Below are 15947 nucleotides of genomic sequence, written 5' to 3'. Positions count from 1 at the left end.
AACCTTTCAAAATTTGAAAGGTTCTATCTAATATATTAGTTTAATATTATCTTGCAATGTTTACAGCTCTCGTTTCTCTGATAACGGTTACTTTTACTTGTCCTGGATAAGTCAGTTCATTTTGAATTTTTTCTGAAATATCATAAGACAATTGAGAAGCCACTTCATCATTTACTTTTCCGCTTTCCACCATTACTCTCAATTCTCTACCTGCCTGAATTGCATAAGCACTTGAAACACCTTCAAAACTTAACGCTGCAGATTCTAAATCTTTTAATCTTTGAATATAAGACTCCAAAACCTGTCTTCTTGCCCCTGGTCTTGCCCCTGAAATAGCATCCGCTACCTGAATAATTGGTGACAGCAATGACGTCATCTCAACTTCATCATGGTGAGCTCCAATCGCATTTACAACCTCCGCATTTTCACCATATTTCTCAGCCCATTGCATACCCAATAAAGCGTGAGGAAGTTCAGATTCCTGCTCTGGAACTTTCCCTATATCGTGTAAAAGACCTGCTCTTTTAGCTAATTTCACGTTTAATCCTAATTCAGCGGCCATTGTTGCAGCAATATTGGCAACTTCTCTAGAGTGCTGTAATAAGTTTTGGCCATAAGACGAACGATATTTCATTCTACCTACGATTTTTATTAATTCAGGATGCAATCCGTGGATTCCTAAATCAATAATTGTTCTTTTACCTACTTCAATAATCTCCTCTTCAATTTGTTTTCTTGTTTTTTCAACAACTTCTTCGATTCTTGCTGGGTGAATTCTACCGTCTGTAACCAATCTGTGAAGCGATAATCTTGCAATTTCTCTTCTTACAGGGTCAAAACATGAAAGAAGGATTGCTTCCGGAGTATCATCAACGATGATTTCAACACCTGTCACAGCTTCTAAAGCACGGATATTTCTACCTTCTCTACCAATAATTCTACCTTTTACTTCATCAGATTCAATATTGAAAACTGATACTGAGTTTTCGATAGCCTGTTCTGTTCCTATTCTCTGAATTGTCTGGATAACAATTTTTCTTGCTTCATTTTTAGCATTCAGCTGAGCTTCTTCCATAATACTCTGAACATGTGCCTGAGCTCTTGTTTTAGCTTCAGCTTTCATTGTCTCTACCAACTCAGCTCTAGCTTCATCTGCTGTATAATTAGCAATTTTCTCAAGAATTTCAACTTTTTTAGCTGTAGCTGTTTCTAGTTCATGCTGTTTTCTTTCTAGAATTTCATTTTTCTTAGCATAATCAGCAATCTGCTTGTCTAAATCTTTCTCAAGTTTTCCAGTTTTGCTAAGCTCATCATTTAACTTGTTCTCCTTATCCTTAATTCTCTTTTCAACCTCCTGCATTTTCTTTTCTCTCGATTGAATATCTGCATCGTGCTGAGATTTTAACTCCAAGAATTTTTCTTTAGCTTGAAGATTTTTTTCTTTTTTTATGGATTCGGCTTGTACGGTAGCTTTTTCTATAAGGTTTTCGGCATTCTTTTTTGCATCATCTATAATAAATTTCCCTTTCGCATTAAGTGAGCTTTTAGAAAAAAGTATTCCTATCACTGCACCAATTACCAGGCAAATAACGCCGACTATAATGGCTGTTGTCATAATTTATATTAAGTTTTAATTGTCTTTATCTTCAAATAAAAAAACCCACAATAATCCAGAGATTGAGAGTAAACTCCTAATCAACACGATTTGAACTGATTTCCATTGTCTGTAATCCGAAAAATCGGCACGCCATTCGATGGACATTTGTTCGGTAATTGTTTAGCGTTGAGTTTACCTTTAATGTGTTAGAATTATTGTAGGCAGTCTTTTTGGGAAAAAAAATCTATTTCCCAATTTCATTCAATGATTGATTAATCTGTGATAATCTTTCATTGGTAGAGTTTATCGTTTTTTCGTAGTTTGCAGATACTACTTCAGCATTAGTTCCCAATTTTAAGGCACACATTGCTAAAGCATCTTGTTTATCTCTCACATCGAAATTTTGTTCAAAATCTTTAATCATATTTTCAATTTGCTTCCCTACCTTGCGCAAAGTTTCCTCCTCTGCTGCCGGTACGTTGAGCGGATATACTCTTCCTGCAATGTTAATTGTAATTCTTCTTACATCCATTATAATCCACTGTTTTGAAGCTGTGCAATACAGAAATCTACTTCCTTCACTAATCTGTTGATATGATTTTTCATCAATCTGTTATGTTCCGGATTTCCTGATATTGCTGAGTAAAGTTTTATATTTTTTTGCTCTTCTGCTAATACCTGACCTTTTTTTCTTTCTTCATCATATTTCTTCTTCAATTCTTCATGCTCAATGCTTAATTCTGAGAACTTTTCAGCAAGATTTTTGTAATTCTTTTGTAAAAGCAAAATCTTTTTCTCTATTTCTGAAAAATTATTTTCTAAATTTTGGAGCATCTCAGGTTCTGTATATTCTAACTAATAGCAAAAATAACAAAATATTAATACTAACAAAAATAAAAGTCTCTATATTTTGATGTGACAATAAAAAAGAGGTACAAAATGCACCTCCTTTACTATATTTAAGCTTAATTTACTATTCAAATTTCAAAACAAACATCACCGCTCTAGTCTGTAATGTTGACATTGCAGAAGACCAATAAGGAGGCGTAGTAGCATTATCGGCAACAAGCTCATTATTCATAATAAATGTTCCTCTAACTGCCGGAGTAAGTTTAAATTTATTGAAATAAAACTGAATACCCATCTCTGCAGACCAAGCAAAATTATGTGTTGTAGATCTGAAAACCTGTTGCAAGTTATCATCTGTAGAATCTGCATTTGACTGTAAATTCACAATATAGTTCACACCTGCCGCAAAATATGGTCTAGAATTATACCATCTGTGTCCATGAACTTCTAGCATCACAGGTATATCAACCAATGTAGACTTTATTTGTCTAACTCTGTCTTTATCTGTTAACGGAATTGGAATAAAAGGATCATTCGTTAAAGTTCCTGCTGCGTACTGATCATTTGATTGTGTATTGAAAGTCAATTCCCTTTGAGCAAATTGTAAGCCTGGTTCAACTCTTAAATCCAAATAATCATTCAGTCTCCATTTTGCGATAAGTCCCGCACCAAAACTGTAACTTTCTTTAGATGTAACAAGATTTTGATTCTCATGCATCCCATATCTTGGATGCAAAACAATACGGTAATCTAGCCTGTTCCCGTTCAAATAAAAACCCCAACTGAATTTTTGTTCGTCAAAGTCTTCCAACTTATCCATTCTGTTTCGGGTTCTGAATTGCGCATCTGCAAAGATTGCAATATTTACTGAGGCTAAAACCAGTGCTTTTAATAAAAATTTATTCATAGGTTACTTTGTTGCTTTATAAATTGTGGCTATACCTAAACTTAGTTTTTTATATTCAACTTTTTTAAATCCTGTATCTAAAAGAATTTGCTTCATCTTTTCCCCGAAAGGAAATGCATTTACAGAATCCGGAAGGTATGTATATGCCCTATTATCTTTAGAAACCAATCTACCAATGGCTGGTAATATATTTTTGAAGTAAAACATATAAAATGGCCCTAAAAAACCCTCAACCTTTGAAAACTCCAGTATATAAACACTCTTGTTATCTTTAACTACTCTTCTTAACTCTGCTAAACCTTTTGTAAGATTCTCAAAATTCCTTACTCCAAATGCAACGGAAACAGCATCAAATCTATTGTCCTCGAAAGGTAAATTTTCTGCATCTCCTTTTTGCATGGAAATTTTGCCGTCTAATTTAAGTTTTTTTATTTTAATAACGCCAACATTTAACATTTGTTGCGATAAATCTAAACCAATTACTTTTGAACCTGTTCCCTTTTCAATAGTAATTGCCAGATCTCCCGTTCCTGTAGCCACATCCAGCACTTCCTGTGGATTATCATTTTTCATCCATTTCACCAATTTATTTCTCCATAAAACATCAATTTTCATAGATAAAACATGATTCAAAAGATCATATTTTGGTGCTATATTGTCGAACATATCCTCTACCTGACTTTTCTTTGTCGCATCAGAATTGTAGGGAGTAACTTTGGTAATATCTTTTGTCAAAACTTAAAACTTATAATATTCTTTATAATAATTAAGGTAATCCTGTTTTCTAAATATCTTAGATCTAGATTCTACCTTTTGTACATTTTTGATTAATTTATCATAATCTTCATCTACATTGTAGTAAAAATCTTCGGTGTAGAGCTTATTGAAATGTTTCGCACCTCCGAAATACGGCTTTCCGTCAATGATAGTTTTATCAAGCGCCAAAAGTAATGAATCTTTTTTAAGATTGTAACCATAATATTGATCATTGATATAATAATCCTGATGTGCAATATTGATAAGTCCACGAACTTTATTTACTTCAAAAGCAGAATCGTAAATTAATTTTTTGTTTGCGTCAAAAACTTTAATTGAGTTTTTTCCTTTTTTTAAGTCTACATTTACAAATTGTCCTGCAGAAATAACACCTTCAGAACCGTTATTAATCTTATAATAATATGTATTGGGAGTAGGATTATCTACTACATAGTAATTCTTTTTGGCTAAAAAAAGAAAATAAATACCAAAGGCCATGATAAACGCCACAACTGCAATAAGTAAGCCTTTCAACGACGGATTGTTTTTCATAGATTGTAAAGTACAATTTTTGCAAATTTAATAATATTTTTAATTCTCCGTTATTAATATTAATTATTAACTTTGCATCTTTAAAAAAATCATTTAAACGAATGCCGAATACGATCATTATTGGTTCTGGATCTTATATTCCTAATAGAGTTATTGGTAGAGATTATTTTTTAGATTCCGAATTCTATACAGATGAGGGTGAAAAAATTGAAAAACCTACTGAAGAAGTTATTGCAAAATTTGTAGAAATTACAGAAATTGAGAACAGGAGGTTCATTGATGAAGGGCTTTCAAATTCTCAAATCGGTTATGAAGCTGCAAAAATTGCTTTGGAGGATGCGAAAATAGATGGTGAAGATTTAGACTACATCATTTATGCAAGTAATTTCGGGGAAGTTACGGAGAACGGATACGCCGACTTTATGCCTACAATTGCAGCCAGAGTAAAGAATAAATTGGGCATTAAAAACAGGAAATGCGTAACGTACGATATGGTTTTCGGATGTCCAGGATGGGTAGAAGGTATGATTTTAGCTGATAATTTAATCAAAGCTAAATCAGCAAAAACAATTCTTGTAATAGGGGGTGAAACTCTAAGCCGCGTAACTGATCCACACGACAGAAACAGAATGATTTTCGCGGATGGAGCCGGAGCTGTAGTTGTACAAGCAACTGATGAAGAAAACGTAGGCATTATCGCCCACAATACAATTTGTGACAACGGTTCCGAATTAGAATATTTAGTAAATAAACCTTCTATCAATAAAAATGCAGACCAAACCCGTTTATTTGTGAGAATGCAGGGAAGAAAAATTTACGAGTACGCTCTTAAAAACGTCCCTTCCGCAATCAAAGAAACCATTGATGATGCAGGATTATCTATTGAAAACATCAACAAAATATTAATTCACCAGGCAAATGCCAAAATGGATTATGCCATGATTGAAAGACTTCATAAACTTTACAACGTTAAAGATTATGACCATGCAATCTCTCCTATGACTATCCAAATGTTCGGAAACTCTTCTGTAGCAACCATTCCTACCATGTATGATTTAATAATTAAAGGAAAAATGGAAGGTCAATCGTTTAAAGAAAAAGGTAACATTGTAATGACTTCAGTAGGTGCCGGAATGAACATTAATGCTATCGTTTACAGATTCCCTTAAAATATAATAATATTAAAAATATAAGCACAGGGAGTTATTCTTTGTGCTTTTTTTTGAACTTTACTTATGCAAAGAAATTTTTTAATTATAGTAGGTATTTTTCTGCTTTTAGAACTATATATTTATCAGGCAATAAGAACCTTGACAAATAATTTCTGGATAAAAACAGCTTATTGGGCTGTATCTTTAACAGCATACGGAATTTTCACCTATGAAATAATAAACATCCAGAAAGGCAGTAAAAATCCCATGAAATTCCATTTACTGATTTCTATTTTCACGATTGTTATCCTTCCTAAAATTTTAATCATTTTATTTCTACTGATTGATGATATTGTGAGAATTGCAACCTATCTATTCGGATTTACAAAACCAACAGAGAATTTCTTTCCCGAAAGAAGAAAATTTTTAAGTTTAGTAGGTTTAGGGCTTGGTGGAGTCCTTTCCGCATTATTTATTGACGGAATTACCTTTGGAAAATATCGACATACAGTAAGAAGAGTAAAAATAAAATTATCAAACCTTCCAAAAAGCTTCAAAGGATATAAAATCATTCAGATATCTGATGTTCATAGTGGTAGCTTTTCCGATCCTAGTAAACTTGAGCATGCAATCGAGCTTATAAATAAACAAAAACCCGACTTAGTACTATTTACCGGAGATATGGTAAACAACATTGCTGACGAATTCAAACCATTTATTCTGTTATTTTCTAAAATTAAAGCAAAAGACGGGAAGTTTGCAGTGCTTGGAAATCATGACTATGGCGATTACGTAACCTGGAGTTCTCCTGAAGAAAAAAAACAAAACCTTGAAACATTAATTGATTACGAAAGACAAGCAGGTTTTGATATACTTAGAAACGAAAACAGAATTATTGAAAAAAATGGTGAAAAACTTTATATTTTAGGAGTTGAAAACTGGGGAGAAAAACCATTTCCGCAATTTGGAAAAATTGACGATGCACTAAAAAACGTACCTGAATCTGCCCCAAAAATATTATTGAGTCATGACCCTACCCACTTTGACCATATTGTAAAAAAACATCCTGCAAACATTCAATTAACTCTTTCCGGACATACCCACGGAATGCAGTTCGGGATAGATTTAAAAAACATAAAATGGTCTCCCTCTCAATACCGCTATCCAAAATGGGCTGATTTATACGAGAGTGAAGGAAAATTATTGTACGTAAACAGAGGATTTGGTGTCATAGGATATCCTGGAAGAGTTGGCGTTTTACCCGAAATTACCCTTTTTGAACTTTCATAATTGAAGAATACTAAAAAATATAATCTTTCATACGGGAAGTAGCAAGTTCTTTCTCGTTAACAAAAGTAAGGAGGGCATCTAGTTTGTCCTCCATTTTTTTACCAGAAAACAATTTTCTGTAAAACGGAATATCAAATTGATATCTTTCAAAGTCTGTAAACTGCCAGGAATTAAGATAAATCAGAACAAAATCTTCATTTTTTAAGGTCTCAAAAACCATATTCTGATAATATTTCATGGGAAGAATCTGAAATACAAAATCATTATAAGGCAACTGACTATAAGGCGAAATGCTTTCAGGAACGATACTCAATCCATTTTCTTCATTGATTTCAGTATCTCTTTTCAAACGTTTAAAAGGAAAAAGAATATTGGCATTGTCAATATTTGACACATAATTAAACTCCAACAATTTTAAACTTTCCTGAGAATGTTTAAAATCCTTTTGACGAATTCCCCGAACTTGTTTTTCAAGAAAGTTCTCTGTCAGTTTTTTTGCCTCTTCAATTTTCTGAAGGCTTGAATTTTTATTATAAAAAGCAATTTCATACCCTTTGGATGAAATTGCTTTTATAAGATTTTGAAAATTTTCAACTATAGAAATTTCAATAAAAAAACTTGCTTTAACATCGTGAATTTCCAAAAGTCTAAGTAAAGACTTAGTATTGCTTTCTGTGATTTTCAATCTTTCATCATTTGAAATCTGAATTCCTTTTTTAGGTTCAGACTCTATGTTTGCAATATTGAAAGTTAACAAAATCATTTAAAGTTAATTTTATTTAAAATTTACAATTTACTGAAAATCAGATGTTAAAAACATATTTATTTAAAGTAAAATTTAAGTTATTTAATTTTTACCTAACTTTACTCTTAGATTTTTAATCATGTCTTTAGACATTTCTGAAATTCCGAAATCATAAGTTAATCCCCAATCTTTTTTTGCTACAGAATCATCAATTGAAGCAGGCCAAGAATCTGCAATTGCTTGTCTGAAATCAGGCTTATAATCAATTGTAAATTCAGGAATTTCTTTCTTAATTTCTTCCGCCAATTCTTTTGGGGTAAAAGACATTCCACCCAAATTATAAGACGAACGAACTGTAAGATTTTCAGCTGGAGCTTCCATTAATTTTAAAGTTGCATTGATGGCGTCATCCATATATAACATCGGCATTCCTGTATTTTCAGAAATAAAGCTTGTGTATTTTCCTTCTTCGATAGCTTCATAAAAAATCTCAACAGCATAATCTGTTGTACCACCTCCTGCAGGAGTTTTCCATGAAATCAATCCCGGATATCTTATACTTCTTACATCTACTCCATGCTTGTCAAAATAATATTCACACCACTTCTCTCCTGCCATTTTAGAAATTCCGTAAACTGTTGTCGGATTTAAAACTACATCTTGCTCAACATTTTCCTTTGGAATCCCTTTCCCGAATACCGCTATAGAACTCGGCCAAAAAATCTTCTTAATAAGCCCTTCTTTTGCCATTTCACAAAAATGAAGAAGAGGTTCAAGGTTCAGTTTCCAAGCAAAAATTGGCTGTTTTTCAGAAGTCCCTGACAAAAGCGAAGCTAAATGATAAACAGTAGTGATTTCATAGTCTTTAATCACCTGTCTTACTAACTGAGTATTAGTAACATCCATTCTCTCATAATGCCCTGCCGAAGTTATTCCTTTTTGCCATCTATCAAGGCCAGAAGCAACTACATTATCAGCCCCGTGAATTTCAACAAGTCTGTTCGTAAGTTCGGTACCAATTTGTCCTAAGGCACCGGTAATCAATATTTTTTCCGTATAAGACTCCATTTTTCTTATTATTGGTTGAATAAAGCAAAAATAAAGATTTTACCCCCTTGTCAAAAACAAAATTTGTAAATTCGATTACAATTTTTAATTATGAAAAAAATTATTTTAGTACTTATCCTTACAACTCAATCAATTTCAGCTCAGTACACAGATATTAACATCGTAAAAGAAGTAAAAGTTAAAAATAAAGGTGTTGTTGTATCAGCTCATCCATTAGCAAGTGAAGCTGGCGCACAAATTCTAAAAATGGGAGGAAACGCATATGATGCTGTTGTTGCAACACAATATGCACTAGCTGTAGTTTATCCACAAGCAGGAAATATAGGTGGTGGCGGATTTTTAGTTGGTGTAAAAAATAACGGTGAAAAATTTACATTAGATTATAGAGAAACAGCTCCCAAAAAAGCATCAAGAGATATGTATCTTGACAAAAACGGAAAAGCAAATACTGATTTATCTCAAAACGGAAGATTAGCTGTAGGAATACCAGGAAGTGTAGCTGGTTTTTTTGCGACTCTGAAATACTGTAAACTTCCAATGGAGCAAATCATTCAACCAGCTATTGATTTGGCAGAAAAGGGATTTGCCATTACCGAACAGGAAGCCAATCTCCTCAACTCTCATAAAGAACATTTTAGAAAACACAATATATCTTCAGTAGTTTTCGTAAAGGATACCCCTTGGAAAACAGGGGATATTTTGATTCAAAAAGAATTGGCTGAAACATTAAAGCTCATTCAAAAATATGGAGCTAAAGGTTTTTATGAAGGAAAGACTGCTGAATTACTAGTTTCAGAAATGAAAAAGGGCAATGGAATCATCTCTTTAGAAGATTTAAAAAATTACAAGGTTGTTGAAAGAAAAGCTTTAGAATTCGATTACAAAGGCAATCAGGTTGTTTCTATGCCTTTGCCTTCTAGTGGAGGAATTCTTTTAGCTCAAATGCTGAAAATGGCAAACTATGAAAATCTTGAAAAATACCAACAAAACTCAACTCAAGCCGTTCAGATTATGGTGGAATCCGAAAGAAGAGCGTTTGCAGACAGAGCAGAATATATGGGTGATCCAGACTTTATAGAAGATAAAACTTCCTATTTAATTTCTGACAATTATTTAAAAAACAGATGGAAAAGTTTCAGTTTTAGTAAAGCAACACCAAGCTCAGAGGTAGGAAAAATCATTAAACAACCCAAAGAATCAACAGAAACAACCCATATTTCTGTACTGGATAAAGAAGGAAATGCGGCTGCGGTTACTACAACGCTTAATGGTTTATATGGAAGTAAAGTCGTTGTTTCAGGAGCCGGATTTTTCTTAAATAACGAAATGGATGATTTTTCTATAAAACCAGGAGTTCCCAATATGTTTGGCGCTGTAGGCGGAGAAGCCAATTCCATTCAGCCCAACAAAAGAATGCTTTCATCGATGACACCTACCATCTTACTGAAAAACGGAAGACCTTACATGGTGGTAGGGACTCCCGGAGGAACAACCATTCCAACCTCAGTCTACCAATCTATTGTAAATGTTATTGATTTTAAGCAAAATGCAAATATTTCGGTGAATATGCCTAAGTTCCATCATCAATGGCTCCCTGAAACCATTGCTTTTGAAAAAAACTTCCCTGAAACTACTATCAAAGATTTAGAAAAATTAGGGTACAAAGCTGAGAAATGGAATCAAATCGGAAGAACAGAAATGATTCTTTTAGATGAAAACGGGAATATTCACGCAGTTGCAGACGGACGTGGAGATGATTCTGTAGCTGTGGAATAATCTATTATTAAAAATCTAGTTTCGGCGGGGCTTTCAGCCCCGCCGAACTTATAATGAACTTCATCATGTCTAAATAAAATAAATTTTCATAATTTCCGCTATTAAAATCCAAAGAAAGTTTTGAAAACAACTAAAATACACCACCAAATCTACTTTCAAGTTATCATTGCTATTATCGCAGGAATACTTTTAGGCAAATTTTACCCTGAAATTGGTGAAAAAATGAAACCTTTAGGTGACGGATTTATCAAATTGGTAAAAATGATTATTGCTCCTGTAATTTTCATTACACTTACTCTAGGAATTGCTCATATGACTGACCTAAAAAAAGTAGGGAGAATTGCCATAAAAGCAATGATTTATTTTTTCACTTTCTCCACTTTGGCATTGATAATAGGTTTAGTTGTTGGAAACCTTTTACAACCTGGTCATGGCTTAAATATTGACCCTTCCACTCTTTCAGGAGATGTTTCCCAATATCAGCAAAAAGCACATGAGACGACATTGACTGGTTTTATCATGAATATTATTCCTGAAACATTGTTCAGTCCGTTGGTTGGAGACAATATTTTACAGGTACTTTTAGTCGCAATTTTAATGGGAGTTGCCCTCGTCTTAACCAAAGAAAAGAGTCAAAAAATCACTGATTTTCTACACGATTTATCTACTCCGGTATTTAAAATTGTTCATATGTTGATGAAATTAGCCCCAATCGGAGCTTTTGGAGCAATGGCATTTACTATTGGTAAATATGGTATTGAATCTGTATTAAATCTAATATTTTTAGTCGGAACTTTTTACATTACCTCTATTCTATTTGTTGTTTTAGTTTTAGGAGCTGTAGCATGGTATAACGGATTCAATATTTTCAAACTGATGTTTTACCTTAAAGAAGAACTTCTATTGGTTTTAGGAACAAGTTCTTCAGAATCTGCACTTCCGGGAATCATGGAAAAACTGGAAAAAGCAGGTTGTTCCAGAGCAATTGTTGGCTTAGTAGTTCCTACAGGATATTCTTTCAATCTTGACGGAACCAATATTTACATGACTTTGGCATCACTTTTCATAGCACAAGCTCTTAATATTCACCTTCCTCTTGAAAAACAATTAATTTTGCTTTTGGTTGCTATGTTGAGTTCAAAAGGAGCTGCAGGTGTTACTGGAGCCGGGTTTGTTACTTTAGCTGCAACATTAGCCGTTGTTCCTGAAATTCCTCTTGCCGGAATGACTTTAATTTTAGGAATTGATAAATTCATGAGTGAGTGCAGGGCTTTAACCAACGTTATTGGAAATTCTGTAGCAACAGTAGTTGTAGCAAATTGGGAAAAGCAATTGGATAAAAAGCAACTTCAATATTCTTTAAATCATCCTGCTGAAATTGAAAAAGAAATGAACTAATTTTATAAAAAACAATATTTTCCTAGCCCCGATTGCAGTGGAAATCCTTTTTTTGAAAAAAAGATTGCAACGAAAAGCGGGAAAAAGCTCCTAAAAAATCTAGATTAAAATATTTAGGCTTGAAGGCAACACCTTCACATGAATCGGTGATTTTATCTTATTGAATTCACCATCAAGATGCCAATTTTTGGTATTGACTTTAAATTCTATCTCTGAAACAGGAAGATACGTAACATACTCGTCATCTTTCAGTTTTTTTGTAAACATTCGATAAGCAAAAAGTGCAGAATATCTCAATGGAAATTTTTTAACTAAAACCATATCTACCAAGCCATCACTTTTACTTGCTTGAGGAGCAATATAAGCGTTATTCCCAAATTGACGGGTGTTTGCAATATTTAACATCAAATACTTTCCGTTATACTTTTGATAGTTTTCGTCAAAAAATTTAACTTTGATCGGTTTGTAATTAAAAAATGTCTTCAAGCAAACTTTAATATAATTTTTAAAACCACGATTTGTTTTTTCAAATTCCTTTACTACTTTACCATCAAAACCACTTCCTGAAACATTTATTGAAAGCAGACCATTAACTGTAAATGTATCTATTTTACGGGATTTTTTGGCTTTTATCTTTTCTAAAAGCTCATCAAGGTTTTTATTAAACCTTGTCTCATTAGAAAAGCCATTTCCTGAACCCGCAGGAAAAATTGCTAAAATTTTATCTGTATTAATCAAACTTCTTGCAACTGTAGAAATTGTTCCGTCACCCCCAATTGCAACAAAAATATCAATTTTATTAAAATTTTCTTTGATAAACTCGTCTGTTCCCAAAATAGATTCAGAAACATAATACAAAGGATTTCCAACCTTTTTGATAAGTTCATTCAAAAAAGGTTGATAATTTTTTTTAGCCGAAAAAGGATTGATGATGAAAGCGACTTTTTCCATTGGCACAAAAATAAAAAATGCTTCCAGATTTGGAAGCATTAATTTATTTAATTTTCATTCTTTCTTTAAATTGCGGATTCAAAGTACCTTTCAGCTCATCCCAGGAAACAGGAATCACAATATCTCCCGCTGCATAGGCCGCAATTTCATACGGACTATAGTGGAAATACAGGTTTTTATTATCAAAATAAAAATTTTCAGTTGCAGGAATTATCTCTACCAAAAGCATTTCAGAATTTTTAACCTCTCCATCTGAATCTGTAGTTTCACTTGGCACTTTATTAATATTCTTCATCAAAAGCTCTTCCAATTTCTTAGAAGACATTGTTGTAATATCTTTAAGTTCCAACTTTCTAAGATTCTTTAAATCAAAAACTCTTTCCGAAAAACTATAATTGCCATGCGCTCCCCCTTCATAAGAACTTGTTAAATACTGAATATGCATATAATCATTCACATTAGATTTTAAATTCATAGAAAAATCAGAATTCCAAGTCTGTGCAAATCCGATATTTGAAACCCAATCTTTAGATTCATTTTTAACAGCCAAAAAATAATCGTTCTTTTCTTTTTGTAGAAGGTTCTGTAAACTCTGTTTAGAATAATCTTTCATTCCTTTATTTCCCCAATAAACACTATCTAAAAGTTTCTTATCTTTTATACTTGGAAAGACAAGATATTTAGAGAAATATTTCACGGATAAAGAATCATTAATTTTAATAGAATCATTAACCTGAACAGAATCAACAACTAATGTTTGAACTGTATCGATATTAGAAATTGTATTGTTCTTATTTTCGGTCTTTTTACAAGCAGAAAAAATAAAGAATAATGAGAGGGTAAAAGAAACAAAAATATTTTTCATAATTTTAATTTCTCATATCAATGCAAAAACCATTCAAAAATGAATGGTTTTTATAAATATTTTTTAATTTTTAATCTAGAGAAATTAAATTTCAACTGATTGAACTACTATTTTTTCACAAGACTAATAACCTGATTTTCCTATTTAGATGCAACTCCCCAAATTTGTTTGAAAGCAGGATAATATTCCTTAGGATAGTCTGAACTTAAAATTTTGGTAGTCGATACTATTTCTAATTTATTGCCCTTTTGCTCTGTTACATAGCTATATTCGATTTCTTTATCTTCCGTCACAATTTTCTTACTTTTTGGTAATTCTTCTATGACATATCCATCGGGAATTTCTAGAGTTACTTTCTTAATTCTTGTAAAAGGTGCTAAAAAATCAATTCTGTATTTTCTTTCTTCTGCTTGGTCAAATTCATTGGAGTTTTTATTTAAAAACAATATTGGATTGATAATCATCTTTTTACCTACTCTATCAATCAAATTTTCAGAAGAAAAACTCATTGTGCTTTCAAAATCCCCCGATTCCAACACTTTTGAATCAACATTGTTAAAATCAATAGCAAAGTTTTCTTTATATTGTTTCTTATACTTTTCAGAATTTTCATCAAAGCTTTCTTTAGCAAACATCGCAAATGCACCCGTATCTTTATCGGAATAATTTCCGGAAATACTTCCGTCTTCATTAATTTTCGCATTTACAGTCAGGTAAGTAAAACTTGGGCTAGAATTTGAAATCTGTAATTGTTGAGCCTTATCTTTTGTTATTAAAATACCGAAATCATTCCAATCTCTTGGTGGTAAATTATCAACCGAAGATTGTTTTGAAGTTGCATCAAATACATGAAACTCATTATCTTTTATCTTCAAAGAAGCTATCACGAAATTAACACTGGATAAGCTTGGAGAAGCTAAATTTATAAGTCCATTATCAACTGTTGAAATTAATAAAGGATCTGCTTTCAGCCCTGCTTCTCTTAACAACATTACTAAAAAAAGGTTAATTTCTGCAGCATTTCCTGTTTTCGTCTCTATCAGTTTCTTAATTCCATTTTCTGTATAAATTCCTCTATCTTTATTCCAAGTGTAGGTATTTTTCACATAATCAAAGATTGCATTTGCCTTTTCCATATCTGTTTTTAGTCCGGAAATAGCTGTTGGAATATTTTCTTTTGCCAATCTTGTTTTCTTTAATTCTCCTCCGAAATCTTCTTCTTCATAAAGTTTCTTACTAATGTTTTCCCAAGAAGAAGAATGTAGTTTCAACTCTTTAAAATTAGTAGAATGTAGCTCTGCACTTATTTTGGTTCTGTAATTCCTATCATTTTTAACAAACTTTTCAGCTTTAAAAGCTTTAACATTTACGAAACCAAACCTATATGTTCTATGCAAAAGTCCGTATAAATCTCGCTCTTCTACTGTTCGATGTTTTGGAGTTAGACTTCCTGTATAATTTACATTGTAAGATACATTATTAGGAGCATCCAACACATATTCTGTATACAATGACGGAGTATCTGTTTCTATTAAAACCTGAGGTATTGCATAGAGAAATGGAGAGTAAACCTCATATTGATATTCTATCACTGATCCGTTCTTCACATTCGGAAAAGCAAACTTTGTAATTGTAACATATTTACTTTCCTTACTTTTATATTTAGAACTTTTGTCAACTTTTGTAGAAACAACATTTCCATTTTCTAAATTGTATGTAAAAGCCTTAATTTTTTGTAAGTTTTCTACGTTCGAACCATTTTGATAAAGGGGTATTTCTAAATTCAACCAATCTTCAGCCTTATCTTTATCATAAATTTTCACTCTGTAAAAAGTACTTTTACGAAGATTTCCTGTATTTATATCAATGTTAAAATGAACTGATCTATATAAAATTTCTGCGGGAGCAGTTTCATCCAATGTAGATTTAACTTTTGAAAGATCAGCTTCATTAAATTTTGGAGGACTTAAAAACTCATGCTTTTGAGCTTCAATAAAAATGAAGTTTACTGAAGTAAGAGCAATTAGAATAATTTTTTTCAT

The 15947-nt window shown here is 32.4% G+C and carries 15 protein-coding genes; 4 read left to right on the top strand and 11 right to left on the bottom strand.

The genetic code is table 11. The features are described from left to right. Nucleotides 1–46: 46 nt before the first annotated feature. From rny to OH806_RS14910, 6 genes are all read right to left on the bottom strand, one after another. Entirely contained in the window at nt 47–1615 is a 1569-nt protein-coding gene (gene rny / locus OH806_RS14935) for a ribonuclease Y (RefSeq protein WP_264744478.1), read from the bottom strand. Between the two features lie 226 nt (nt 1616–1841). Further along, complete coding sequence (locus OH806_RS14930) at nt 1842–2129, bottom strand: cell division protein ZapA (RefSeq protein WP_264744477.1); 288 nt, start codon at nt 2127–2129, stop codon at nt 1842–1844. Next, on the bottom strand, nt 2129–2431 hold the full coding sequence (locus OH806_RS14925) for a hypothetical protein (protein WP_264744476.1): 303 nt from the start codon (nt 2429–2431) through the stop codon (nt 2129–2131). The genes OH806_RS14930 and OH806_RS14925 overlap by 1 nt, the downstream gene beginning before the upstream one ends. 139 nt (nt 2432–2570) lie before the next feature. After that, on the bottom strand, nt 2571–3353 hold the full coding sequence (porT, locus tag OH806_RS14920; protein ID WP_264744475.1) for a type IX secretion/gliding motility protein PorT/SprT: 783 nt from the start codon (nt 3351–3353) through the stop codon (nt 2571–2573). 3 nt (nt 3354–3356) lie between these two features. After that, nucleotides 3357–4088 carry a bifunctional demethylmenaquinone methyltransferase/2-methoxy-6-polyprenyl-1,4-benzoquinol methylase UbiE gene (gene ubiE, locus OH806_RS14915; RefSeq protein WP_264744474.1) on the bottom strand — a complete coding sequence of 244 codons (732 nt, stop codon included), beginning with the start codon at nt 4086–4088 and terminating at the stop codon, nt 3357–3359. A gap of 3 nt (nt 4089–4091) precedes the next feature. Then, nucleotides 4092–4661, bottom strand: coding sequence for a hypothetical protein (locus OH806_RS14910; RefSeq protein WP_264744473.1), 570 nt, complete (start codon nt 4659–4661; stop codon nt 4092–4094). A 101-nt stretch (nt 4662–4762) separates the two neighbouring features. On the opposite strand from OH806_RS14910, the gene OH806_RS14905 reads away from it, so the two are divergent. Beyond that, nucleotides 4763–5830 (top strand): 3-oxoacyl-ACP synthase III family protein, encoded by a 1068-nt coding sequence (locus OH806_RS14905; RefSeq protein ID WP_264744472.1) that lies wholly within the window; start codon nt 4763–4765, stop codon nt 5828–5830. Nucleotides 5831–5896: 66 nt separating this feature from the next. After that, nucleotides 5897–7102 carry a metallophosphoesterase gene (locus tag OH806_RS14900; RefSeq protein ID WP_264744471.1) on the top strand — a complete coding sequence of 402 codons (1206 nt, stop codon included), beginning with the start codon at nt 5897–5899 and terminating at the stop codon, nt 7100–7102. Nucleotides 7103–7112: 10 nt separating this feature from the next. Here the strand turns inward: OH806_RS14900 and OH806_RS14895 are convergent, their stop codons facing one another. Further along, nucleotides 7113–7865, bottom strand: coding sequence for a polysaccharide deacetylase family protein (locus tag OH806_RS14895; protein ID WP_264744470.1), 753 nt, complete (start codon nt 7863–7865; stop codon nt 7113–7115). A gap of 84 nt (nt 7866–7949) precedes the next feature. Then, complete coding sequence (locus OH806_RS14890) at nt 7950–8915, bottom strand: NAD-dependent epimerase/dehydratase family protein (RefSeq protein WP_264744469.1); 966 nt, start codon at nt 8913–8915, stop codon at nt 7950–7952. A gap of 90 nt (nt 8916–9005) precedes the next feature. On the opposite strand from OH806_RS14890, the gene ggt reads away from it, so the two are divergent. After that, nucleotides 9006–10691, top strand: a complete 1686-nt coding sequence (gene ggt / locus OH806_RS14885) for a gamma-glutamyltransferase (RefSeq protein WP_264744468.1) — start codon at nt 9006–9008, stop codon at nt 10689–10691. 120 nt (nt 10692–10811) lie between these two features. Further along, on the top strand, nt 10812–12089 hold the full coding sequence (locus OH806_RS14880; protein WP_264744467.1) for a dicarboxylate/amino acid:cation symporter: 1278 nt from the start codon (nt 10812–10814) through the stop codon (nt 12087–12089). A 99-nt stretch (nt 12090–12188) separates the two neighbouring features. Here OH806_RS14880 and OH806_RS14875 read toward each other — a convergent pair whose 3' ends face one another. The 3 genes from OH806_RS14875 to OH806_RS14865 form a co-directional block, all read right to left on the bottom strand. Further along, complete coding sequence (locus OH806_RS14875) at nt 12189–13040, bottom strand: diacylglycerol/lipid kinase family protein (protein WP_264744547.1); 852 nt, start codon at nt 13038–13040, stop codon at nt 12189–12191. Nucleotides 13041–13083: 43 nt separating this feature from the next. Then, nucleotides 13084–13905 carry an RsiV family protein gene (locus OH806_RS14870; RefSeq protein WP_264744466.1) on the bottom strand — a complete coding sequence of 274 codons (822 nt, stop codon included), beginning with the start codon at nt 13903–13905 and terminating at the stop codon, nt 13084–13086. A 140-nt stretch (nt 13906–14045) separates the two neighbouring features. Then, nucleotides 14046–15947, bottom strand: coding sequence for a transglutaminase-like domain-containing protein (locus OH806_RS14865; RefSeq protein ID WP_264744465.1), 1902 nt, complete (start codon nt 15945–15947; stop codon nt 14046–14048).

This window comes from Chryseobacterium oryctis (genome assembly GCF_025971925.1).
Classification (GTDB): Bacteria; Bacteroidota; Bacteroidia; order Flavobacteriales; family Weeksellaceae; genus Chryseobacterium; species Chryseobacterium oryctis.
The sequence above is the reverse complement of the archived record's forward strand: the minus strand, read 5'-3'. Positions and strand labels throughout refer to the sequence as shown.

Coding starts and splice junctions, on each gene's coding strand:
- rny (WP_264744478.1), bottom strand. CDS start 1,615: ATGACAACAGCCATTATAGTCGGCGTTATTTGCCTGGTAATTGGTGCA.
- OH806_RS14930 (WP_264744477.1), bottom strand. CDS start 2,129: ATGGATGTAAGAAGAATTACAATTAACATTGCAGGAAGAGTATATCCG.
- OH806_RS14925 (WP_264744476.1), bottom strand. CDS start 2,431: ATGCTCCAAAATTTAGAAAATAATTTTTCAGAAATAGAGAAAAAGATT.
- porT (WP_264744475.1), bottom strand. CDS start 3,353: ATGAATAAATTTTTATTAAAAGCACTGGTTTTAGCCTCAGTAAATATT.
- OH806_RS14910 (WP_264744473.1), bottom strand. CDS start 4,661: ATGAAAAACAATCCGTCGTTGAAAGGCTTACTTATTGCAGTTGTGGCG.
- OH806_RS14905 (WP_264744472.1), top strand. CDS start 4,763: ATGCCGAATACGATCATTATTGGTTCTGGATCTTATATTCCTAATAGA.
- OH806_RS14900 (WP_264744471.1), top strand. CDS start 5,897: ATGCAAAGAAATTTTTTAATTATAGTAGGTATTTTTCTGCTTTTAGAA.
- OH806_RS14895 (WP_264744470.1), bottom strand. CDS start 7,865: ATGATTTTGTTAACTTTCAATATTGCAAACATAGAGTCTGAACCTAAA.
- OH806_RS14890 (WP_264744469.1), bottom strand. CDS start 8,915: ATGGAGTCTTATACGGAAAAAATATTGATTACCGGTGCCTTAGGACAA.
- ggt (WP_264744468.1), top strand. CDS start 9,006: ATGAAAAAAATTATTTTAGTACTTATCCTTACAACTCAATCAATTTCA.
- OH806_RS14875 (WP_264744547.1), bottom strand. CDS start 13,040: ATGGAAAAAGTCGCTTTCATCATCAATCCTTTTTCGGCTAAAAAAAAT.
- OH806_RS14870 (WP_264744466.1), bottom strand. CDS start 13,905: ATGAAAAATATTTTTGTTTCTTTTACCCTCTCATTATTCTTTATTTTT.
- OH806_RS14865 (WP_264744465.1), bottom strand. CDS start 15,947: ATGAAAAAAATTATTCTAATTGCTCTTACTTCAGTAAACTTCATTTTT.